Genomic DNA, 20,003 nt, shown 5'->3' with positions numbered 1-20,003 from the left:
CCCTTAGCCCCGAATGCCCGGCCAGCTTACCCCAGCAGGAGTGAGGGGCGGGCCATCCCATAACCTTCGGCGCCCGAGCCCGCACCCTTGTTGGTCACCACGATCGAGGTGGGCACGAGGTTGTGGCGGGTGACGATGGACTGCACGGTCCGCGCGAAGAGATCCGTGCCGCCGCCGGCGCCGGAGGTGACGACGAACTCGACGGGGCGCGTCGGCTGCCAGGCCGCCTGTCCCGTCGTCTGGGCCGCCGCCGGCAGGGTGAGCGTCATGGCGGCGCCGAACAGGGCCGCAGCGGTTGCTTTCATGGTTTTCCTCCTTTGTTGCGTGCCGCGCGCCCGTTCCGGGTTCTGCGCGGAATCGGTAGGGGGTCAGGCCGCCGGAGCATTCCCCCGGGCGTGGGAGCGCGCCACCATGCGGGCGGCCAGAAGCACCGCGTTCCGCATGGCGCCGGGATGGGCGATGCCCTTGCCGGCGATGTCATAGGCGGTGCCATGCGCCGCGGTGCAGATCGGAAAGGGGAAGCCGCCCATCAGGGTCACGCCCGCGTCGAAGCCGATCAGCTTCATCGCGATCTGGCCCTGGTCGTGGTACATGGTCAGCACGGCGTCGAAGTCGCCGCGGCGCGCGCGCATGAACACCGTGTCCGCCGGGAAAGGCCCCTCGCAGCCGATCTGTTCGCGCTGGCCGGCCTCCACGGCAGGGGTGATCACGTCGATCTCCTCGCGGCCGAAGTTGCCGTGGTCGCCCGCATGAGGGTTCAACGCCGCCACCGCGATGCGCGGGCGCGCGATGCCGGAGGCCCGGAGCGCCTCGTCCGTCAGGCGGAGGTTGTCTAGGATGTTGTCGCGCGTCAGCAGCCCCGCGACATCCTTGAGCGGCACGTGTGAGGTGACGCGGGCGTTCCACAGCCCCTCCAGCACGTTGAACTCCTTGGCCACGCCGGAGAAGCCGATCGCTTCGGCCGTGAAGCCGATCTCGTCCTCGTAGCCCGGCGTGACGAGGCGCATGGCGGCCTTGTTGAAGGGGGTGAAGCAGACGGCCTCCACCTCCCCGGCCGCGGCCATGGCGAGGGCTCGGCGGAAGTTCTCCGTCGCGAAGCGCCCTCCTGCCTCGGAGATCTCACCCAGGGGGATGGTGTCCGGGTCACAATGGCCGAGATCCAGCAGGATGGGCCCGCCAGGACGGGAGCGCACGGATTCGCCCGGCTGCACGACGGCGACACCGGGAGCGACGCCCGCCGCCTCCGCACCCCGGGCCAGCACCCGCGCATCGCCGATCACGATCAGATCGGCCGCGGCGAGCACGGCGTCGTCCACCAGGATGCGGGCAGCGAGTTCGGGAGAAATTCCGGCCGGGTCGCCCATGGCGACGGCGATGCGCGGCCGGTGTTCCGGCATGACGTCCCCGCTCATTTTTCCTCCCCGCTCATTCACCTACACACTGCATACAGTATCAGGCATAATGATCGGGGCCGGTCAAGCAAGGAGAAAGCCGAACAAGCGATGGACAGCCCTGCCGCCTCGCCCCCCGAGCCCGAAGCCGCCACCATCGGTCCTATTGTCCGTCGCCCCCTGCAGGAGGAGGTGGCCGCGCGGTTGCGCGACCTGATCACCCTCGGCGAGATCCCGGCGGGCGGGCGCATCAACGAGGTGGCGCTGGGCACCCGGCTCGGCGTTTCGCGGACGCCCCTTCGCGAGGCTGTGCGGATGCTCGCGGGGGAGGGCCTGCTGGAGCTTGTGCCAGCGCGTGGAGCGGTGGTGCGGCGCTACACGGGCCGTGACCTCGCCGACAGCCTCGTCGTGCTGAAATCGCTGGAAACGCTGGCCGCCCGCCTGGCCTGCCGCGACGGCACGGAGGGCGGCATCGCCTCCGTGGCCGCCCTGCACGACGCCATGATGGAGCGTTACGCCCGACGCGACCGCCTGGCCTATTTCAAGCTGAACCAGGCGATCCACACCGCCATCGTCGCCCTGCCCGGCAATGCCACGCTGAGCTGGGCGCACGAGGCCATCCAGGCGCGCATGCAGCACATCCGCTTCATCGGCAACGCGGCACCCGAGAAGTGGGCCGGGGCGGTGGAGGAGCACGAGGAGATGATCCGCGCCCTCAGCACCCGGGACGGCGAGGCTCTGGCCGCGGTGCTCGCCCTGCACCTGGACCGTACCTTCGAGCGGGTGCGCGACCTTCTCTGAGCCCCCTGCCCCGCTAAGCCCCGGCCGGCGGGCGCAGGAACACGCGGTTGGCGCCGCCCTTTCCCTGCACCACCGGCAGGCTCATGCGCCCGACCTGCTCGATCTCGATGACCACCGTATCGCCGCCGCGGATCGGACCGACGCCTGCCGGCGTGCCCGTCGCGATGATGTCGCCGGGATAGAGGGTGGAGGCGCTGGAGGCGACCACGATCATCTCCTCGATGCCCACCAGCAGGTCGCGGGTGTTGGCCGACTGGCGCAGTTCCCCGTTCACCCAGAGCTTCATGCCGAGGCTGTCGATGCCGCGCACCTCGTCCATGGTGATGATCCAGGGACCCATGGGCGTGAAGCTGTCGTAGGACTTTCGGAACACCCGCTCCTCCGGGCCACGGATGGTGATGTCCATGAGGCAGGAGAGGCCGAAGATGTGCTCGCGCGCGCGCTCCGCGGGAATGTCCCGTCCCTCACGGCCGATCACCAGCGCGAGTTCGCACTCGTGATGGATCTCGCGCCCCGGAAGCGCCGGCAGAACGATCGGCTCCCCGGGCCCGGAAAGGGAGGAGTTCGCCTTCAGGAAGTAGCCCTGCACATGGGCGTAGCCGGTGGAGTTCATCTCCTTCGCGTGGTCGATGTAGTTCACGGGATAGGCCATCAGCTTGTTGGGCCAGGGAAGCGGCGCCAGCAGCCCGGCGGAGGCGGCGGGCACGGACAGGGCGCGGCCGGAGGCCAGCAGCGCCTCGATGTCGGGCCGAAGGCGGTCGAAGGCCGCGATCAGGCGGACCATGGCAACGGGCGGAAAGGCGCCGCGGTCGTCGCCGCCCAGCGCCTCGCCGATGTCGTGGACCAGCGTGCCGTCATGGACGCCGATACGCCCCCCATCAAACCGCACGAGCTTCATCCGCCATTGCCTCCTGTCGCCGTCATGCCGAGGGGTTGCCGGCAGGCGCCGCGGCGCGGCCGGTGAAGCTGGCCCCCGAGATCTCGGCGGCCGAGAAGCCCCGGTCCACGTCCAGGCCGCGCAGGCGCCAGTCATGCACGGGCAAGGGAAACGGCCGCAGCAGGTGCTCGTGGAAGCGCGTCGGCCAGAGCACGCCATAGGCCGGACGGTGATCGAGGCAGTCCACCTCCGCCACCGCGCCCCGCGTGCTGTCCAGGCCTTCCAGCGAGAAGCGGATGCGGCGCATCAGGCGGTCGCGGCGGCCGATGAAGAGCGCCAGCTCGTCCGCGCGGGACACGCCGAGGCCCGGGGCGATGCGGGCCCGCAGCACGTCGCAGTCGATGGCGCGCCCATCCTGGGTGATGCGCTCCGTCCCGCCCTCGCCCAGGTCCAGCGAACGGCCGGCGCTCCATGGTCCGGCCAGCAGCATCGGGCCGAGAAGGAACAGGGCGTAGCCGTCGGCCACCAGCGCGGCCGCAGCGCGCCGCTCGGTGTCCTCGGCTTCCTCCCCGTTGAGCCACACGCGCAACGGCGCCGAAGCGCCCGGCGCGGCCTGACGGACCACCTGCTTCCGCCCGGCCGGCCCCGTATGGGCCTGCGCCACCACGCGTTCACGCAGCAGGAGACGTTCCTCCGAGCCGCCGCGAAAGCCGGAATCCACCAGCGCCGGCTGGAGGCGGCCGATCAGGGCGGGCCATTCGCCTTCATAGCTCACGCTGATGTCGCGCAACCTCGCCAGGGCCGGCAGCCCATGCGCCGCCGCGCTTTCCTCCAGCAGCGCCCGCGCGGCCGGGGTGGTGCCCGGGACCTCCAGGGCCGGCAGCGGGGAGGCGCAGCCGGGCAGCAGGGCGGGCAGCATCGCCGAGGCCAGCGCCCGCCGGAACAGCCCCCGTGTCATCACCGCGGAAGCTGCGACACCAGGCGGAAGCGCTGCGCGCGCTTGCCCGTGTCCACCTCGGTCGTGAAGACGTTGCCGCGGCTGTCCACGGCCATGTTGTGCACCCAGTGGAACTCCCCCGCGTTGCGGCCGCTGCGGCCGAAGCGCCCGATGATCTCGCCGCCCTGCCGGGCGAGCAGCCAGACGGTGTTGTTGGAGCCATCCGCCGTGAGCAGCACGGACTGGGCAGCATCGGGAAGAAAGTCGATGTCCCATACGGAGCCGCTGCCCAGCGTGCCCGTGGCCACGAAGAACTCCCGCACGAAGGTTCCGTCGCGCCGGAAGACCTGGATGCGGTCGTTGCCCCGGTCGCAGACGTAAACCAGCCCATCCCGCGCCAGCCGCACGCAGTGCACGGGGTTGGCGAAGCTGGGCGACGGGGCCTGGCCCGCGACATAGGGCGCGAGCGGGGCATCGGGCGGCGGCGTGCGGCCATAGGCGCCCCAGTGCCGGATATAGGCTCCCGTGGTCGCATCGAAGACCACCACCCGGCGGTTCTGGTAGCCATCCGCCACGAAGACCTCGTTGGTGGCGGTGTCCACCTCGATATCCGCGGGGCGGCCCAGGCGCCGCGTGTCGTTGCTGCCGCCCGTTTCGCCGGTGACGCCGGCCTGGAGAAGGAAGCGTCCCTCCCGCGTGAACTTCAGCAGCACGTGGTCGCTGGCGCCGTTGCCGCCCACCCAAACATTGTCGGCGCCGTCCACGTAGATTCCGTGCTCGTTGGCGGGCCAGGAGGGGTGGTGCCCCGGGCCGCCCCAGGCCTGGACCACGTTGCCGTCCGGGTCGAACTCGATGACGGAGGGCGCGGGCACGCAGCACTCGGAGCGGGGCGGCGAAAGAGTCGCGCCGCGCTCGTCCTCGGTCATCGTGCGCGGGCGGTGAACGACCCAGACGTGGTCGCGCCCGTCCACCGCGACCCCGGCTGCCTGCCCGATGCCCCAGTTGTTCGGCAGGGTTTTCGGCCAGTGCGGGTCCACCTGGTACACGGGCGCCGCGGCCGTCGGCGCCTGGGCCAGAAGCGGCGGCGCGGCGAGAAGCCCGCCGGCCAGGGCGAGGGCCATGAGCCGGATGCGGCCAGGCGCGGAAATTGGAGGCATGGGGGGTTCCTCGGCCGGGAACTGTTCCGTTCCCTTCCCCGGGAGGCTCGGCCAGTCGGGGCGGCCAGGTCAAGCGGCGGGATGGAACGCGGGCGCTGGCACGGGCATTGCTCCGCCAGCGGGCACCGGGCAGGCCCGGCGGGACCCGCCGCGCGCGCCCGGCACAACGGGAGAACACCATCCATGCGCCGTCCCCTTCTCGCGGCTGCCGCCGCCAGCCTGTTGATCGCCACCGCCGCGCTGGCCCAGCAGGGGTTCGAGAAGCGCACGATCGACAACGGCAACTGGAACAGCGGCCGCTTCGCCGATGCGGTCACGGTGCGCACGCCCGCGCGCTTCATCTATCTCTCAGGCCAGGGCTCGGAGGACGAGAAGACCGGCGAGATCCGCTTCGCGGGCGACGTGGCGGCGCAGTGCCGCTACGCCTGGGAGAAGATCGACCGGATGCTGGCCCAGCAGGGCGCAACCGTGGGCGACATCGTGAAGGCCACCACCTATGTCACGGATGCCCGCTTCCAGCAGACCATCGGCGAGTGCCGCCGCGCCGCCATGAAGGGCGCGCCGGCCACGCCGCACACCTTCCTCGTGGTGCAGGCGCTCGCCTGGCCGGGCATGCTGATGGAGGTGGACGTGGTGGCCGCCGTCGCGCCCTAGCGCGCAGGCGGCCACTGCGCCCCTGGCGCGCAGGCGGCCACCATCCCTCACTCCGGCTGGTAGTTCACGCTCTTCAGCAGCTCGCCCGCGCGGACGATCTCGCTCGCGATGAAGCGGCGCGTGTCCTCGATGCTTTCCGTCACCGGCTCCAGCACCTGGTTGGTCAGGCGCTGGACCATGGCGGGCTCGCGCATGGTGTCCTGCATCAGGGCGTTCACCCGGCCGCAGATCTCGGCGGAGGTGCCCTTGGGAGCTCAGACGCCGTACCAGGACTGGAATTCGTAGCCGGGCAGCCCGGCCTCCGCCATGGTCGGTACGTCCGCCGCCAGGGCCGAGCGCTCCGGCGTCGCGATGCCCAGCACGTTGATCTTGCCGTCCCCGCGCGCGGGCAGGATGGCGAAGGAGGGATCGATGAGGAGCTGCACGCTGCCCCCCATCATGTCCGTCAGCGCCGGCTGCGTGCCGCGATAGGTCACGAGGTCGAGGTCGAGGCCCGTTCGGCGCAGGAACTCGATGGTGGCCAGGTGTCCGGCCGAGCCGAGCGAGGAGATGGCGAAGTTCCAGTCGCGCGGCTTCGCCTTCGCGCTGGCCATCATCTCCGCCAGCGTCTTCTCCCGCCTGATGCCCGAGGACGCGAGCACGAGCGGCGCGCGGGCCGTGCGCGCCATGACCTCCAGGTCCTTTTGCGGGTCGAAGGTCGCGCCGCGCAGCACCAGCGGCATCACCGCCGTGTTGAAGGCGGAGGCCAGGATCGTGTAGCCGTCCGGCGCCGCCTGCAGCACGGCGTTGGTGCCGATCAGGCCCGCGCCGCCCGTGCGGTTCTCGGCCACCGCCGTCGCGCCCAGCTTCTCCGACAGGCGGGCCGCGAGAAGACGGCCCAGCGTGTCGTTGGCGGCGCCGGGCGGCCAGGGAATGATCACGCGGATGGGCTTGCCGTGCGGCCAGGCCTGTTGCGCGCGCACCGCGGGCGCCGCCAGCAGGCCCGTGGCGGAGGCAGCGAGCAGGAAGTTGCGCCGGTTCATGGTTCTTCTCTCCCTTGGGCGGCCGGCCTCTTCAGGGCCGGCCGGTGTCGCATCGGTTCAGGCGGCGAGGAGCTGGGCGGATTCCTCCGCGGTCAGCGAGAGCAGCGGCGGGCGCAGTCGGGTCCAGCCCTGGTGGCCCGTCTCCTTCGCCAGCATCGCCTTCAGCGACGCCATCTGCGGGAAACGGGACGCCTGGTTGCGCTTGGCGACGACGCGGGCCTGCGCCGCCTCCACCTCGGCCGACTTCGACGGATCGGCGAAGTTGTGGAAGATGAAGGCAAGGTCGGCGGCGACGAGGTTGGAGGTGGCGGTGATGCAGCCCGCGCCGCCCTTCCTCATCAGCGGCAGCAGCAGCGGGTCGGCGCCGGCCAGCACGGCGAAGCCGGGGAAGCGCTCCACCAGCATCTCCATGTTGGCGAGGTCGCCCGCGCTGTCCTTGATGCCCGTAAAGGTGCCGGGGAAGCGCGCGCGGAGGCGCTCGATCACGGAGGCCGGGATCGGCACGGCGGACATCTGCGGGATGTGGTAGAGCACCACGCGCAGCCGGTCGTCCCCCACGCGCTCCACCACCTCGGCATAGGCGGCGAAGAGGCCATCCTCGCTGACGCCCTTGTAGTAGAAGGGCGGCAGCATGATGACGGTGTTGACGCCCAGCGAGAGGGCATGGCGCGTCAGGGTCACCGTCTCGGGGATCGCCACGACGCCCGTGCCGGGCAGCAGGCGGGACGGCTCGATGCCCCCTTCCACCGCCGCGGCCAGGATGGACTGGCGCTCGGCGGTGGAGAAGGAGTTGGCCTCGCCCGTGGTGCCCAGCAGCGCGATGCCGTCGCAGCCCTGGGCGATCAGGCGCTGCGCGTGCTCCACGAAAACGGGAAGATCGGGCTCCAGATCGGCGGTCAGCGGGGTGAGCGCCGCGGAAAAGACGCCGGTGGGGTGAAGGCTGCTCATGCGGAAGCTCCGGTCCAGCGCTCGTCGACGCGGACGTATTTGATGGCCTGGCGATAGTAGGTGTAGGCGATGTGCAGCGCGCCGTCGGGCGACTGCGTCACCGTGGGATAGGAGAACTCGCGGTTGATCTTCTCGCGCGAGTTGTTGGTCATGCAGTAGCCGTCGCCCGTCTCGAGGTTGCGGCGGTGCGGCCAGTTGCGGCCGCCATCCTCGGAGATGGCGAGCGTCATCGGCGCGCGGGGCACGCCCCAGAAGGTGCTGCGCCGCCCCTCAACCGGCATGGGCTCCGGCGTCGCATCCTCCACCCCGTCCTCGATGTCGTCGTAAAGGGAGAGACGGCGCTCGGTGGCATCGGCCGCGCTGCTCTCGTTGAACACCATGGCGATGTGGCCGTTGGCCAACCGCACCGCCTGGATCGACGAGTTGTTGTTGGGCAACGACGTCGGCTCGGGCGCGGACCAGGTCCGGCCGAGATCGGTGGAATGGCTGACATGGATGTTGTCGGCCCAGCGGCTGCGATAGAAGGCAACGAGGCTGCCGTCCTTCATGTCCAGCACGCTCATGTGCACGCAGCCCTTGCTCTCCGGAACCGCGTGCTCGGACCATGTGCGCCCCTGGTCGGAGGAGATCTTGACGGCGCTGTAGTCCTCGTCCCCGACCCACTTGCGGCCGGGCGTGGTCAGGCAGACCCAGATCGGCAGCAGCCAGTCGCCGTTTTCCAGAACCACAACCGGCTGCCGCATGAAGGTTCCGCCATCCGGACGGGGCCCGAACAGCGTCTCGATCGGCCCCCAGGAATGGCCATGGTCCCCCGACCTGCGGCAACGGACGATGGCGGTGTCCTGGTTGCCGGAGATCTGCGCGGTCCAGATCAGCCAGAGCGTGCCGTCGGGTGCGGGGAAGAGAAGCGGGTTCTGCTCGGAGCGGGCAGGATCGTCGGACAGGGTGTCCGGAACGCTCCATCGGCCGCTCCCCTGCGCGAGCCGGGAGAACTGCACGGAGATGTCCGGAACCCCTTCCTGCGTGCCGCCGAACCAGACGCAGGCAAGGTCGCCGTTGCCGAGCACGGTGAGGTTCGCCGCGTGGTTCTGCACGCAGAGCGCGGGGATGAAGGTCTCGGTGCGCGCGGCATCCCCTGGCGCGGGGGCAAGGGTGCCGTCGCCGGACAGGTCGGGCGGGGGGCTGGCGGTACGGGCCATGGTCAGAAGGCCGCCTTGTACATGGCCAGGATGCCGTCCCGGCCGAGGTCGCGCGGGTTGTTGTCCAGCAGGCGGCGGATGGCGTGCGCCTCCGTCGCCATGGCGCCGAGGTCGTCCTCGGGCACGCCGAGGCGCGACAGGCGCATCTCCACGCCCAGGCCTTCGCAGAAGCGGTGTGCCCCTTCCAGCACTGCCCCAGGATCGGCCGAGGCAGGCAGCCCGAGCGCCTGCATGACCAATCCCGTCTTGTCCGTCACGCTTGGCGCGTTGAAGGCAAGGGTGTGCGGGAAGATCAGGGCACAGGCCAGGCCGTGCGGGATGTGGTGGCGCGTGCCCAGCGGATAGGCCACCGCGTGGCCGGCCGTGGTGTTCACCGGCCCCAGGCAGAAGCCGCCATACATGGAGGCGAGCGCCAGCCCCGCCCTCGCCTCGCGGTCGCCCCCATCCGCCACGGCGCGCGGCAGGAAGCGGCCAACGAGGCGGATGCCCTCCAGCGCGTAAACGTCGATGATCGGGTGGGCGCGGCGGCTGGTGAAAGCTTCCGTGCAATGCGCCATGGCATCCACGCCGGTGGCGGCCGTGACGGCGGGCGGCACGGTCATGGTCAGGTCCGGATCGACGACCGCGAGATCGGCCAGCATGTGCCGGCTCTGCACCGCGAGCTTGTTCTGCGTGGCCGGGTCCGTCACCAGCGCGCGCGTCCCGCCCTCGCTGCCCGTGCCCGCGGTGGTCGGCACCTGGATCAGCGCGGCGCGGCGGCCGGCGACCTTCTCGGGCCCCACCACCTCATGCAGGGTCTGGCCGGAACCGGGCAGCACGGCGACGAGCTTGGCGAGGTCCATGGCGCTGCCGCCGCCGAAGCCGATCACCAGGTCGGGATTCATGGCCTCGGCCACCGCCAGCACCTTCTCGAGGTTCGGCAGGTCTGGCTCGGGCTTCACCTCGCCGAAGACGGTGACGGCGCCTGGCAGGCCCAGCAGGTCCACACGCCCCGCGTTGAAGGCATCCGCCACCACGAGGATGCGCCGGAAGCCGCGCTCCTCCACCCAGGGCCGGATCACGGAAAGGGTTCCACCGCCGAACTCGATTCGGGGCGGGCGGAGCAACTCGATGGGGCTGTGAAGGTCGGGCATGGGTTGGTTCCGCTCGAAGGGTTCAGCCCGCGCGGCGCACGCCGATGGCACCGAGGGAAAGGCGCACGCCCTCCGTCAGTTCGTCGGCGAGGCGGCGGAGATGGGGAAGGCCGTCCTGCACGAAGGCGTCGATGGACTGGCGGGAGGACTGGATGGTGAGGCTGACGCCCGCGAGCGGCAGGCCGTCGGTGCCGAGCACGGGGGCGGCGACGGTGCGCAGGCCAAAGGCGTTCTCGCCGTCCGAGACGGCGAACCCCTGCGCCCGCACCGTGTCCAGGCGGTCCAGCAGGGCCGGGAGGTCCGTCACCGTCCGTTCGGAGAGCATCACGCGCTCCACCCCCTCCAGATGCTCGACCTGGCGGTGCCGGGGCAGGAAAGCGAGGATGGCGTGCCCGAGGGCGGTGGCATAGGCGCCGACCCGGGTGCCCGGGCGACGCACCACGCCGTTCCGGTCCAGCCCGTGCTGCACGCGCTGAAGGTACACGACCTCCCCACCCTCGATCACGCCGAGCGACCCGGCATCCGCCACGCGCGGAACAAGCTCGCGCAACAGGGGCTCGGCGTGGCCCGGGAGGTCGTTGGCCGACAGGGCGGCGAAGCCGATCTCGAGACACCGCAGGGTCAGGCGGAAGCGGCGCGTGTCCGGTACCGCCCGGAGATATCCCAGCCCGATCAGCGTATGGATCAGGCGGAAGGCGGTGCCGCGGTCGAGCCCGGCGCGGCCCGCCACCTCGGTGACGGTCAGCTCCGGCAGGTTGGGGCCGAAGGCGCGCAGCACGGCGAAGACCTTGGCCGCGGATTGAACGAGGTTCTTGGCGTTGCCGGCCTGGCCGGACGCGACCGCATCGCCCTTCGCCTCCCCGGCCATTCTTCCTCCGCCCCGCCACCGATCCACGTTGATCGGAATGCGAACATTTGTTGTGGTATTGCGCGTGTTTCAGCAGGCGCGGGGCTGTCCGTCAAGACAATCCCGCGCCTGGGGGGCCTGCTTGTCTCAGTCCGCCTCGGCGCCCGATGCCTTGATGGTGTCGCGCCACATCGGGCGCTCCCGCGCGGCGCGCGCGGCGGCCTCCGCGGGCGTTGTCCAGATCGGCTTGGCGCCGACGCGCGCGAAGCGCTCGCGCTGCGTGGCGTCCTCCACCACCGCCTTCAGCGCGTTGCCCAGGCGTTCCACCAGGGCGTCGGGCGTCGCGGCCGGTGCGACGAAGCCGCCCCAGACGGTGACAACGAAGTTCTCGAGCCCGGCCTCCGCCATGGTCGGGATCTCCGGCAGGGTGGGCCAGCGCTCGGCGCTGGTCACCGCGAGGGCCCGGATCTGGCCGCTCTCCACCAGCGCCTGGTAGGAGGCTACGCCGTCGATGGCGAAGTCGATGTCGCCGCTGAGCAGCGCCGGCTGGATCTGCGCCGCGCCGCGATAGGGCACGTGCACCGCCTCGATCCCCAGGCGGTTGAACATCATCGCCGAGGAAAGATGCGTGGTGGTGCCGACGCCGGTGGAGCCATAGGTGATCCCGCCGCGCCTGCCCCTGGCCCAGGCGATGAACTCAGCCAGCGTCTTCGCCTGCACCTTGCCCGGCGCGACCACGGCGATGTTCGGGAACTCCCAGGCGAGCGCCACCGGGCGGAGGTCGCGCTCGATGTCGTAAGGCACGGACTTGTAGAGGTACTGGTTGATGGAGAAGTTGCTGACCGTGCCGGCGCCGATCGTGTAGCCGTCGGGCGCGGCCTTCGCCACGGCGTCGATGCCGATGTTGCCGCTGGCGCCCGGGCGGTTCTCGATCACCACCGGCTGGCCCAGCGTATGGCCCATCTGCTCGGCGTAAAGCCGCGCGATCACGTCGGTGGCGCCGCCCGGCGGGTAGGGCACGATCAGGCGCACCGGGCGTGCGGGCCAGGCCGCGCCCTGCGCGAAGGCGAGCGACGGCGTGGCGAGAGCGGCGCCAATAAGGGTGCGGCGGTTCATGGGACGTTTCCTTCGCTGAAGATGTGGCGGAACACGAGGCGGGCGCTCAGCCCTCCGGTGGCAGGACCTTGCCGGGGTTCATGATGCCGGCGGGATCGAGCAGCGCCTTGACGCGCCGCATGAGCGCGATCTCGCCCGGCTCGGTCACGCGGCCCAGCCGCGCGCGGTTGCTGACGCCGATGCCGTGCTCGGCGCTGATCACGCCGCCAAGCGCCGCGGTCTCGTCGTCCACCACGGCGTTGATGCGGGCGGCCACCGGCGCGGCGGCGGTGGCGTCGGGGAAGCGGGCGGCGTCCAGGATCGCCAGGACATGGATGTTGCCGTCGCCGATGTGGCCGTGCATCACCACCCGCGCGTCCGGCACCGCCTCCAGGATGCGGCGCTCCACGTTGCGGGCGAAGGCGGCCTGGTTCTCGAGCGGCACGACGCTGTCGTGGCTGACCACGTAGCCCGCGCGCTTGCTGCCCTCGGAGACGGAGTGGCGGATCTTCCACAGCGCCTCGGCCTGAGCCCCGCTCTCGGCGATCACCGCGTCCAGCACCAGCCCTTCCTCGAAGGTCTCCGCCAGCGCCGCCTCCAGCGGAGCGCGCAGGTCCGTGCCGGCCAGGGTGTCGGTGAGCTCGATCAGCAGGAACCAGGGGGCCTCGAGCGCGAAGGGAATGGCCACGTCCGGCACGTTCTGGGCGATCACCTCGATCTGCCCGCGCGACATCGCCTCCAGGCTGGCCAGCCGGTCTCCCACCGTGCCGCGCAGGCGGCCCATCAGGGTCAGCGCCGCCTCGATCTCGGGCAGGGCCACCATCGCGAGCGCCGAGGCACGCGGGCGCGGGAACAGCTTGAGGGAGGCCGCGGTGATGATGCCGAGCGTGCCCTCCGCCCCGATGAAAAGTTGCTTCAGGTCATAGCCCGAGGAGTTCTTGCGCAGGCCCTGCAGGCGGTTCAGCACGCTGCCGTCGGGCAGCACCACCTCCAGCCCCAGCACCAGCTCGCGCGTGGTGCCATAGCGCAGCACGGCGGTGCCGCCGGCGTTGGTCGCGATGTTGCCGCCGATCTGGCAGCTTCCCTCCGCGCCCAGGCTGAGCGGGAAGAGGCGGTCCACGCCCGCCGCGGCCTCCTGGATGGATTGCAGGATGCAGCCGGCCTCCACGGTGATGGAATTGGCCAGGGCGCTGATGGCGCGGATGCGGTTCAGCCGGTCCAGCCGCAGCACCACGGCCTGGCCGCTGCCGTCCGGCGTGGCCGCCCCGCACATGCCGGTGTTCCCGCCCTGTGGCACCACCACGACGCCCGCGCGCGCGCAGAGCCGGACCACCTCCGCCACCTCCGCCGTGTCGGCCGGCTTCACCACCGCCGCGGCGCGGCCGTGGTAGCGACCGCGCCAGTCCACCAGGTAGGGCTCCTGGTCCTCGTCAGGCGCGATCACGTGGCGCCGGCCGACGATCGCGGCCAGGGAGTCGACCAGCGCAGCGCCAGGCGGTGCGGCGACGATCGATGCTGGATCAAGGCTCATGACGCTGTGCAGCTCCTTCCCTGATGCTGCCCATGCGGCGCCCCCAAGGGCCGGGCCTGCCTCTCCGGCTGCCGCGGCGCTCGGCCCGCTCCGGCACCTGAGCGTTTCATTGCATTTGGCCGCCATGTGCGTGAATTGCGCAGAAAAGTCGAGACGATTTTCACGCCAGTTCCGTGTTTCTTGCACGTCCACCCAAGCCGTTCTGCACGATGCGGCTCTATTGCTCACCCTTTGAGGGAATTTCTGCGTAAATCGTGCAGAATATCATTGACACCCCTCTCGCATCGGCAGAAGCAGCGCCCACGTTTAAAGCGTTGTGTATCGGGCGCCCGAGCGGAGGCGCCGCCGGAGGAAGCGCCATGCAGATCCCCATCAAGCGGGCCATTGAACGGGTGCCCGGCGGCATGATGGTCGTGCCCCTGGCGCTCGGCGCGCTGATCGCGACCTTCTTCCCGGACACGCCGAAGTTCTTCGGCTCCTTCACCGGCGCGCTGTTCTCCGGCGCCCTCACGATCCTCGCCGTGTTCTATGTCTGCATGGGCGCGAGCATCGACTTCAAGGCGACGCCCTACATCCTCAAGAAGGGTGGCACGCTGTTCGGGGTGAAGATCGGCATCGCTGTCCTGCTCGGCGTCGTGTTCGGCCAAATCCTTGGCGAGGCGCCGGTGGAGGCCGGCATCTTCGCCGGGCTGTCCACCCTGGCCATCGTCGCCGCCATGAACGACACCAATGGCGGGCTCTACATGGCGCTCATGGGCCAGTACGGCGAACCGCGCGATGTCGGCGCCTATACCGTGATGACCCTCGAATCCGGCCCGTTCCTGACCATGGTCACACTGGGTGTCGCCGGCCTCTCGGCCTTCCCCTGGCCGACGCTGGTCGGCTCCATCCTGCCGCTGCTGGTGGGCATGATCCTGGGCAACCTCGACCGCGACATGCGCGACTTCCTCAGCCGTGCAATCCCCGTGATGATCCCCTTCTTCGCCTTCGCCCTCGGAAGCGGGCTGGACCTCGGCAAGGTCTGGCAGGCCGGGCTGCTCGGGCTCGGGCTGGGCGTTGCCGTGGTGGTGGTCACCGGCATCCCCCTCTTTCTCGCGGACCGCGCCATCGGCGGGTCGGGCGTGGCCGGCGTGGCCGCGGCCTCCACGGCCGGCAACGCGGCGGCCGTGCCGGCGATCGTCGCGGCGGCCAATCCCGTCTATGCGCCGGCCGCGGCCCACGCGACCATCCTGGTGGCGGCGGCCGTGATCGTGACCACGGTCCTCGTGCCGCTCCTCACCGCCTGGACGGCCAGGCGCTTCGGCCCCTCTCCCCAGCCAGTTGCCCGACCGGCCGCCGCGGAATGACCACGCGCTGGCTGATCCTGGCCGACGACCTGACGGGCGCCGCGGATTGCGGCATCGCCTTCGCCCGCCGCGGGCTGGGCGCTTCCGTCGGGTGGCACGGCGCGCGGGTCTCGGCCGGCACGCCGGTGCTGGCCGTGGACGCCGACAGCCGCCGCCTCCCGCCAGATGAAGCCGGCGCGCGACACGCGGCCCTGCTGCGGGCGCATCACGCACCCGGCGCGGGCCTGATCAAGAAGATCGACTCCACCTTGCGGGGCCAGCCCGCGGCGGAGCTTGCCGCCACCTGCCGCGCGCTGCGCGAGGAAGGGCGGCCCGCCCTCGCGCTCGTCGCCCCCGCCTTTCCCGCCACCGGGCGCACCACCGAAGAGGGCCGTGTTCACCTGAACGGGGTGCCCCTGGAAAGCACGGCCCTCTGGGCCCGCGACCACAGCTACGGCAGCGCCGTGCTGACCGATGTGCTGCGATCGGCCGGGCTCTCGGCCGGCCACCTGCCCCTGGCGAGCCTTCGGCGCGGCGAGGCGGCGCTGGCGGAGGCACTACGCGCGGCCCTTGCCGCCGGCCATGACGCGCTGGCCTTTGACGCCGCCTCGGCGGAGGACCTGGACGCGATCGCCCGGGCCAGCCTACCCCTGCTGGGGCAGGTCTTCTGGGTCGGGTCCGGCGGCATCGCGGCGGCCCTGGCTGCAGCCCTTCCCGATGAAGGGGGTGCCCCCTCCCCTGCCCTGCCCGCGCTGCGCGGCGGAACGCTGATCGTGGTCGGCAGCGTCGCCGAAGCCTCCCGCAGCGCCGCCCGGCTCGTGGCAGAGGACGGCGCCGCCGAGTTCAGCGTGGAACCGGAACTGCTGCGCGCCGCCGCCGCCGACCCGCGCCGCGCCCGCCTGTCGGCGGACATCGCCACAACGTTGCTCAGCGGGCGCGACGCGCTGGTGGAAATCGCCGCCGACGCATCCGCCGACCTGTCCCAGGGCGCAGCCCTGGCGGAAGGGCTGGCCGAGCTTCTCGTCCCCCCCGCCGCGCGCATGGGCGCCCTTTTCGCGACGGGTGGGGAAACCGCCTGCGCCCTGCTGACCCGCCTCGGCGTCCACGGCATCCGCCTGCTGGAGGAGGTCGAGCCCGGCGTACCGCTCGGCATCACGCAAGGCGCCATCGAACTGCCCGTCATGACCAAGGCCGGGGCCTTCGGCGATGGCGGAACCATCCTGCGCGGCCTCAACCGGCTGCGTGACCTCGCACGGGAAAGCGCGACATGACCCAGGACAACCGCCCCATCGTCGCCATCACCATGGGCGACGCCTCCGGCATCGGGCCGGAGGTCATCATGAAGGCACTCGCGCGGGAGGATGTCTACGCGATGTGCCGGCCCCTGGTGGTGGGCGACGCCATCCGCCTGCGCGAGGCCGACGCGGTCACGAAGACCAACCTCGCGGTGAACGCCATCCAGCAGCCGTCGGAGGCCCGCTACGCCCGCGGCACGGTGGATTGCATCGACCTCGGCATCATCCCGGCCGGCCACCCCTTCGGCCAGCTCTCCGCCCTCTCGGGGGAGGGCGCCTACCGCTACATCGAGCGCGCCACGCGGCTGGTGGAGGCCGGGGAGGCCGACGCGATCTGCACCGCGCCCCTGTCCAAGGAGGCGCTGCACGCCGCCGGCCACAAGTATCCCGGCCACACCGAGCTTCTCGCCCATCTGACGGGCACGCCCGAGGTCTCGATGATGCTGGTCGCGCCCAAGCTGCGCGTGATCCATGTCACGACGCATGTCGGGCTGATGGACGCCATCCGGAGGATCGAGCCCGGCCTGGTGGAGCGCGTGATCGCGCGCGGCCACGCGACGCTGGTGAAGTCCGGCATCGCCGATCCGCGCATCGGCGTCTGCGCCATCAACCCGCATGCCGGCGAGAACGGGCTGTTCGGCCAGGGCGAGGAAGAGGAGAAGATCATCCCCGCCATCAAGATCTGCCAGGCGCGGGGCTGGAAGGTCGAAGGCCCGCTGCCCGCCGACACCCTGTTCTTCCGCGCCGCCCGCGGCGACTTCGACCTGGTGGTCGCCATGTACCACGACCAGGGCCATGGCCCGGTGAAGGTGATGGGCCTGGAGTCCGGCGTGAACATCACGGTGGGCCTGCCGGTGATCCGCACCTCGGTCGACCACGGCACGGCCTTCGACATCGCGGGCAAGGGCATCGCCGACGAGGGCTCGCTGGTGGAGGCCTTGAAGCAGGCCGTGGAGCTGGCGCCGAAGCGGGAGCTGGCGGCGGCCTGAGGGCGCCGCAGCCTCCATGCGCCGCAGGCGGGCCCGGCACGACGAGATCCTGGCGGCCATCGCGGATGGCGAGGCGGACGTGGACGCGCTCGCGGCCCGCTTCGGCGTCTCGGCCTCCACCATCCGGCGCGACCTGGAGGCGCTTTCGGCCAGGCGTGCGATCGCGCGGACCTATGGGGGTGCCATCCTCGCCTCGACCGCGCAGGAAACCACCCTGCGCGCGCGCACGGCGCAGCACCGCGCGGCCAAGGCGGCCATCGCGCGCGCCGCGCTGGACCTGATCTCGGACGGGGACACGGTGATCCTCGATGGCGGCTCCACCGTGGAGGCGCTGGGGCGGCTGCTGCAAGGGCAGCGCCTGCGGGTCGTGACCAGCAACCTGCCGCTGGTGCCGCTGCTGGCCGACGCGCCGGGCATCGAACTCGTCGTGCTGGGCGGCGCCCTGCGCAGCATCAGCATGAGCACGGTGGGCCCGCTCGCCGAGGAGGCGCTGCGCCACATCACGGCGGACCGCGTCTTCATGAGCGCGGACGGCGTCGTGCCGGGGCGCGGCCTGTGCGAGGCGACGCTGGAGCAGGTGTCGCTGAAGTCTCTGATGATGCGGCAGTCGCGGGAGGCGGTGGTGCTGGCCGATGGCTCCAAGCTCGACCGCGCCGGGCAGCCCTTCTGGGCGCCGCTCGCCCCCGGCGCCGTGCTGGTGACGGAAGCCCCCGCCCCCGCCTGGGCGCCCTTCGCGGCCGAGGGGCTGCGCGTGGTGCAGGCGGGGTGAGCGGCGGCCGGCCCACCGCTTCCGGTGCGCGGCTGGCATGGCATGATCGGAGGATGCACCGCCGCTTCCTGCTTCAAGCCGCCCCCGCGTCCCTCACCCTTTCCGCGCCGGCCCTGGCGCAGGAGGCCTGGCCGGGACGGGGCATCACCAGCCTGGTCGGGGTGGCGCCTGGCGGCACGGCCGATCTCGCGGCCCGGCTGCTGGCGCAGGAATTCGCCCGCGGCCTCTCGCGCGGGCGGCCCGTGGTGGTGGAGAACAAGCCGGGCGCGGCAACCCAGCTCGCGACGGCGGAACTCGCCCGCAGCGCGCCGGACGGGCAGGTCCTCCTCGTCGCCGGGGCGCCCTTCGCCATCAATCCCGGGCTGTTCCCCCGCCTTCCCTATGACAGCCGCGCGGACATCGCACCGGTCGGGATGCTGGTCCGGAACGGGCTGATGCTGCTTGTCCCGGTCGCCTCGCCCGCGCGGGACCTGGACGGCCTGCTGGACCTCGCCCGCGCAAGGGGCGGGATCAACCTGGCCTCGGCGGGGAACGGCTCCATGAGCCACTTGGCCATCGAGTTGCTGGCCCAGCGAAGCGGCGCGCCGCTGGTGCACGTACCCTATCGCGGAACAGGCCCCGCCCTCCCCGACCTGCTCGCGGGGCATGTGGAGGCGATGTTCGACAACCCCTCCTCCGCGCTGCCCCTGGTGCGCGAGGGCAAGCTGCGCGCCCTGGCCTATACGGGCGGGACGCGCAGCCCCGCGGCCCCGGCGGTGCCGACCCTGGCGGAAGCGACCGGGGTCGGCGGCCTTGCCGCCGAGAACTGGTTCGGCCTCTTCGCCCGCGCCGGCACGCCAGCGCCGGTGCTCGATCGGCTGGCCGCCGCGGCCCGCGCCGTTCTGGAGGATCCCGCCGTCACCGACCGCCTGCGGCGGGACGGCACGGAGCCCTCGCCCATGGCGCGCGCCGCGTTCGCCGCCTTTGTTGCGCGGGAGATGGACGGTTGGGCCGGCGTGATCCGGGCGCGTGGCATCCGGCCGGGGTGAGCGGCGGCGCGGCTTGACGCACCCCTCCCGTCTCCGTGATCGTGGCGCATGGCCGCGAGATCGCTCGAATACCGCCACCTCGAGGTCTTCCGCGCCATCATGCGCTCGGGCACCGCCACCGGCGCCGGGCTGATGCTGGGCATGTCCCAGCCCGCCGTCAGCCGGCTGCTGTCGCAGACGGAAGCGCTGGCGGGTTTCGCCCTGTTCGAGCGCATCCGCGGGCGCCTTGTCCCCACCCCCCTCGCCCACGCGCTGCACGAGGAAGCCGAGCGCGTGTTCATCGGGGTGGAGGAAATCTCCGCCCTCACGCAGCGGCTGCGGCTGCGTGCGCCGCGCCGCATCGTTATCGCCTCCATTCCCGTGCTCACGCTGTCCGTGCTGCCTGGCGCCTCGGTGTCCTGGCGCGAGGCCAAGCGGGCCGAAACGCTGTCGGTGCATTCGCGCACCACCGGGGGCGTGCTGGGCATGGTGGCGTCGCGGCAGGCGGATATCGGGCTGACCACCGGCGGACCCCGCGTGCCGGGCCTGCGCTCCGTCCTGCTTGCCCGCGCAAGGGCCTTCTGCGCGATGGCAGCGGGCCACCGGCTGGCCGGAAAGGCGGTGGTGCAGGCCGCCGACCTGCACGGCGAGCCTTACATCGCCCTCTCGCGCGAGGAGGGGCGGCAGGCCCTGGTGGACGGTGCCCTGGAGGGCAGCGGCGCGCGCCCGGCGGAGCTGGTGGAATGCCGCATGACCACGGGCGCCGCCGCCATGGCCGCGGCCGGCGCGGGCGTGACCGTGATCGATGCCTTCGCCGCCGCCCCCTTTCTCGGCGCCGGGCTCGTGCTGCGGCCCTTCGAGCCGGCGGTGACGGTGGAATACCACCTCCTCTGGCCCGACGAGGTGCCTGACAGCTTCGGGCGAGACATCCTCCTCCAGGCCATCCGCAAGGCCGCGCGCGCCGTGGCCGGCCGGGTGGAGCGCCACCGCGGACAGGCATAAGCATCCCGGCGGCTCCATGCCGAA

Annotated in this window: 19 protein-coding genes and 1 pseudogene; 8 read left to right on the top strand and 12 right to left on the bottom strand. The window is 71.7% G+C overall.

The annotated features are described in order from the left end of the window. Positions 1-26 precede the first annotated feature (26 nt). Together ACFFIC_RS16785 and ACFFIC_RS16780 are read right to left on the bottom strand one after the other, a co-directional pair. Positions 27-305 (bottom strand): hypothetical protein, encoded by a 279-nt coding sequence (locus tag ACFFIC_RS16785; RefSeq protein WP_377052395.1) that lies wholly within the window; start codon positions 303-305, stop codon positions 27-29. A gap of 63 nt (positions 306-368) precedes the next feature. After that, on the bottom strand, positions 369-1,412 hold the full coding sequence (locus ACFFIC_RS16780) for a 4-hydroxythreonine-4-phosphate dehydrogenase PdxA (protein ID WP_377052393.1): 1,044 nt from the start codon (positions 1,410-1,412) through the stop codon (positions 369-371). A gap of 90 nt (positions 1,413-1,502) precedes the next feature. Here ACFFIC_RS16780 and ACFFIC_RS16775 point away from each other — a divergent pair, with 90 nt between their 5' ends. Next, positions 1,503-2,192: a GntR family transcriptional regulator gene (locus ACFFIC_RS16775; protein WP_377052391.1), complete on the top strand. Its 690-nt coding sequence runs from the start codon at positions 1,503-1,505 to the stop codon at positions 2,190-2,192. A 13-nt stretch (positions 2,193-2,205) separates the two neighbouring features. On the opposite strand, the gene ACFFIC_RS16770 is transcribed toward ACFFIC_RS16775, so the two are convergent. From ACFFIC_RS16770 to ACFFIC_RS16760, 3 genes are read right to left on the bottom strand one after another with little or no spacing between them, the layout of a single operon-like run. Beyond that, entirely contained in the window at positions 2,206-3,090 is an 885-nt protein-coding gene (locus tag ACFFIC_RS16770; protein ID WP_377052389.1) for a fumarylacetoacetate hydrolase family protein, read from the bottom strand. A 22-nt stretch (positions 3,091-3,112) separates the two neighbouring features. Next, positions 3,113-4,027, bottom strand: a complete 915-nt coding sequence (locus tag ACFFIC_RS16765) for a hypothetical protein (protein ID WP_377052387.1) — start codon at positions 4,025-4,027, stop codon at positions 3,113-3,115. Then, positions 4,027-5,163 (bottom strand): NHL repeat-containing protein, encoded by a 1,137-nt coding sequence (locus tag ACFFIC_RS16760; protein WP_377052385.1) that lies wholly within the window; start codon positions 5,161-5,163, stop codon positions 4,027-4,029. The genes ACFFIC_RS16765 and ACFFIC_RS16760 overlap by 1 nt, the downstream gene beginning before the upstream one ends. Before the next feature lie 183 nt (positions 5,164-5,346). Between ACFFIC_RS16760 and ACFFIC_RS16755 the strand changes: the two genes are divergently transcribed. Then, positions 5,347-5,817, top strand: a complete 471-nt coding sequence (locus tag ACFFIC_RS16755; protein ID WP_377052383.1) for a RidA family protein — start codon at positions 5,347-5,349, stop codon at positions 5,815-5,817. Positions 5,818-5,864: 47 nt separating this feature from the next. On the opposite strand, the pseudogene ACFFIC_RS16750 reads toward ACFFIC_RS16755, so the two are convergent. From ACFFIC_RS16750 to ACFFIC_RS16720, 7 genes and pseudogenes are all read right to left on the bottom strand, one after another. Beyond that, positions 5,865-6,839 (bottom strand): annotated as a pseudogene (locus ACFFIC_RS16750) (Bug family tripartite tricarboxylate transporter substrate binding protein). Between the two features lie 57 nt (positions 6,840-6,896). Then, positions 6,897-7,787 carry a dihydrodipicolinate synthase family protein gene (locus ACFFIC_RS16745; RefSeq protein WP_377052381.1) on the bottom strand — a complete coding sequence of 297 codons (891 nt, stop codon included), beginning with the start codon at positions 7,785-7,787 and terminating at the stop codon, positions 6,897-6,899. After that, positions 7,784-8,986, bottom strand: a complete 1,203-nt coding sequence (locus ACFFIC_RS16740) for a sialidase family protein (protein WP_377052379.1) — start codon at positions 8,984-8,986, stop codon at positions 7,784-7,786. The genes ACFFIC_RS16745 and ACFFIC_RS16740 overlap by 4 nt, the downstream gene beginning before the upstream one ends. Before the next feature lie 2 nt (positions 8,987-8,988). Beyond that, a complete protein-coding gene (locus ACFFIC_RS16735) occupies positions 8,989-10,119 on the bottom strand; it encodes an iron-containing alcohol dehydrogenase (RefSeq protein ID WP_377052377.1) in 1,131 nt (376 codons plus the stop codon). Between the two features lie 22 nt (positions 10,120-10,141). After that, positions 10,142-10,987, bottom strand: coding sequence for an IclR family transcriptional regulator (locus tag ACFFIC_RS16730; RefSeq protein WP_377052375.1), 846 nt, complete (start codon positions 10,985-10,987; stop codon positions 10,142-10,144). A 126-nt stretch (positions 10,988-11,113) separates the two neighbouring features. Further along, a complete protein-coding gene (locus ACFFIC_RS16725; RefSeq protein WP_377052373.1) occupies positions 11,114-12,082 on the bottom strand; it encodes a Bug family tripartite tricarboxylate transporter substrate binding protein in 969 nt (322 codons plus the stop codon). A gap of 46 nt (positions 12,083-12,128) precedes the next feature. Continuing rightward, entirely contained in the window at positions 12,129-13,592 is a 1,464-nt protein-coding gene (locus ACFFIC_RS16720) for an FAD-binding oxidoreductase (protein WP_377052371.1), read from the bottom strand. Between the two features lie 359 nt (positions 13,593-13,951). Here ACFFIC_RS16720 and ACFFIC_RS16715 point away from each other — a divergent pair, with 359 nt between their 5' ends. Genes ACFFIC_RS16715 through ACFFIC_RS16690 form a run of 6 tightly spaced genes read left to right on the top strand, consistent with a single transcriptional unit; the run spans position 13,952 to position 19,979 of the window. Then, positions 13,952-14,938 carry a 2-keto-3-deoxygluconate permease gene (locus tag ACFFIC_RS16715; RefSeq protein ID WP_377052369.1) on the top strand — a complete coding sequence of 329 codons (987 nt, stop codon included), beginning with the start codon at positions 13,952-13,954 and terminating at the stop codon, positions 14,936-14,938. After that, entirely contained in the window at positions 14,935-16,188 is a 1,254-nt protein-coding gene (locus ACFFIC_RS16710; RefSeq protein ID WP_377052367.1) for a four-carbon acid sugar kinase family protein, read from the top strand. Before ACFFIC_RS16715 ends, ACFFIC_RS16710 begins: the two co-directional genes overlap by 4 nt. Further along, positions 16,185-17,201 carry a 4-hydroxythreonine-4-phosphate dehydrogenase PdxA gene (pdxA, locus tag ACFFIC_RS16705; RefSeq protein WP_377052365.1) on the top strand — a complete coding sequence of 339 codons (1,017 nt, stop codon included), beginning with the start codon at positions 16,185-16,187 and terminating at the stop codon, positions 17,199-17,201. Before ACFFIC_RS16710 ends, pdxA begins: the two co-directional genes overlap by 4 nt. A gap of 16 nt (positions 17,202-17,217) precedes the next feature. Further along, positions 17,218-17,970, top strand: a complete 753-nt coding sequence (locus ACFFIC_RS16700) for a DeoR/GlpR family DNA-binding transcription regulator (RefSeq protein WP_377052363.1) — start codon at positions 17,218-17,220, stop codon at positions 17,968-17,970. 53 nt (positions 17,971-18,023) lie between these two features. Beyond that, positions 18,024-18,998: a Bug family tripartite tricarboxylate transporter substrate binding protein gene (locus tag ACFFIC_RS16695; protein WP_377052361.1), complete on the top strand. Its 975-nt coding sequence runs from the start codon at positions 18,024-18,026 to the stop codon at positions 18,996-18,998. A 48-nt stretch (positions 18,999-19,046) separates the two neighbouring features. Continuing rightward, on the top strand, positions 19,047-19,979 hold the full coding sequence (locus tag ACFFIC_RS16690; RefSeq protein ID WP_377052359.1) for a LysR substrate-binding domain-containing protein: 933 nt from the start codon (positions 19,047-19,049) through the stop codon (positions 19,977-19,979). Positions 19,980-20,003: the final 24 nt, after the last annotated feature.

The organism is Muricoccus vinaceus, assembly GCF_042433125.1.
Lineage (GTDB): Bacteria > Pseudomonadota > Alphaproteobacteria > Acetobacterales > Acetobacteraceae > Roseomonas > Roseomonas vinacea.
This window is presented reverse-complemented; position numbering and strand designations above follow the sequence as displayed.

Excerpts from the sequence above, each read along its gene's own strand:
- ACFFIC_RS16690 (WP_377052359.1), top strand. The coding sequence starts at position 19,047 with ATGGCCGCGAGATCGCTCGAATACCGCCACCTCGAGGTCTTCCGCGCC.
- ACFFIC_RS16765 (WP_377052387.1), bottom strand. The coding sequence starts at position 4,027 with ATGACACGGGGGCTGTTCCGGCGGGCGCTGGCCTCGGCGATGCTGCCC.
- ACFFIC_RS16735 (WP_377052377.1), bottom strand. The coding sequence starts at position 10,119 with ATGCCCGACCTTCACAGCCCCATCGAGTTGCTCCGCCCGCCCCGAATC.
- ACFFIC_RS16725 (WP_377052373.1), bottom strand. The coding sequence starts at position 12,082 with ATGAACCGCCGCACCCTTATTGGCGCCGCTCTCGCCACGCCGTCGCTC.
- ACFFIC_RS16700 (WP_377052363.1), top strand. The coding sequence starts at position 17,218 with ATGCGCCGCAGGCGGGCCCGGCACGACGAGATCCTGGCGGCCATCGCG.
- ACFFIC_RS16780 (WP_377052393.1), bottom strand. The coding sequence starts at position 1,412 with ATGAGCGGGGACGTCATGCCGGAACACCGGCCGCGCATCGCCGTCGCC.
- ACFFIC_RS16710 (WP_377052367.1), top strand. The coding sequence starts at position 14,935 with ATGACCACGCGCTGGCTGATCCTGGCCGACGACCTGACGGGCGCCGCG.
- ACFFIC_RS16720 (WP_377052371.1), bottom strand. The coding sequence starts at position 13,592 with ATGAGCCTTGATCCAGCATCGATCGTCGCCGCACCGCCTGGCGCTGCG.
- ACFFIC_RS16730 (WP_377052375.1), bottom strand. The coding sequence starts at position 10,987 with ATGGCCGGGGAGGCGAAGGGCGATGCGGTCGCGTCCGGCCAGGCCGGC.
- ACFFIC_RS16785 (WP_377052395.1), bottom strand. The coding sequence starts at position 305 with ATGAAAGCAACCGCTGCGGCCCTGTTCGGCGCCGCCATGACGCTCACC.
- ACFFIC_RS16740 (WP_377052379.1), bottom strand. The coding sequence starts at position 8,986 with ATGGCCCGTACCGCCAGCCCCCCGCCCGACCTGTCCGGCGACGGCACC.
- ACFFIC_RS16755 (WP_377052383.1), top strand. The coding sequence starts at position 5,347 with ATGCGCCGTCCCCTTCTCGCGGCTGCCGCCGCCAGCCTGTTGATCGCC.
- ACFFIC_RS16770 (WP_377052389.1), bottom strand. The coding sequence starts at position 3,090 with ATGAAGCTCGTGCGGTTTGATGGGGGGCGTATCGGCGTCCATGACGGC.
- ACFFIC_RS16715 (WP_377052369.1), top strand. The coding sequence starts at position 13,952 with ATGCAGATCCCCATCAAGCGGGCCATTGAACGGGTGCCCGGCGGCATG.
- ACFFIC_RS16775 (WP_377052391.1), top strand. The coding sequence starts at position 1,503 with ATGGACAGCCCTGCCGCCTCGCCCCCCGAGCCCGAAGCCGCCACCATC.
- ACFFIC_RS16695 (WP_377052361.1), top strand. The coding sequence starts at position 18,024 with ATGCACCGCCGCTTCCTGCTTCAAGCCGCCCCCGCGTCCCTCACCCTT.
- pdxA (WP_377052365.1), top strand. The coding sequence starts at position 16,185 with ATGACCCAGGACAACCGCCCCATCGTCGCCATCACCATGGGCGACGCC.
- ACFFIC_RS16745 (WP_377052381.1), bottom strand. The coding sequence starts at position 7,787 with ATGAGCAGCCTTCACCCCACCGGCGTCTTTTCCGCGGCGCTCACCCCG.
- ACFFIC_RS16760 (WP_377052385.1), bottom strand. The coding sequence starts at position 5,163 with ATGCCTCCAATTTCCGCGCCTGGCCGCATCCGGCTCATGGCCCTCGCC.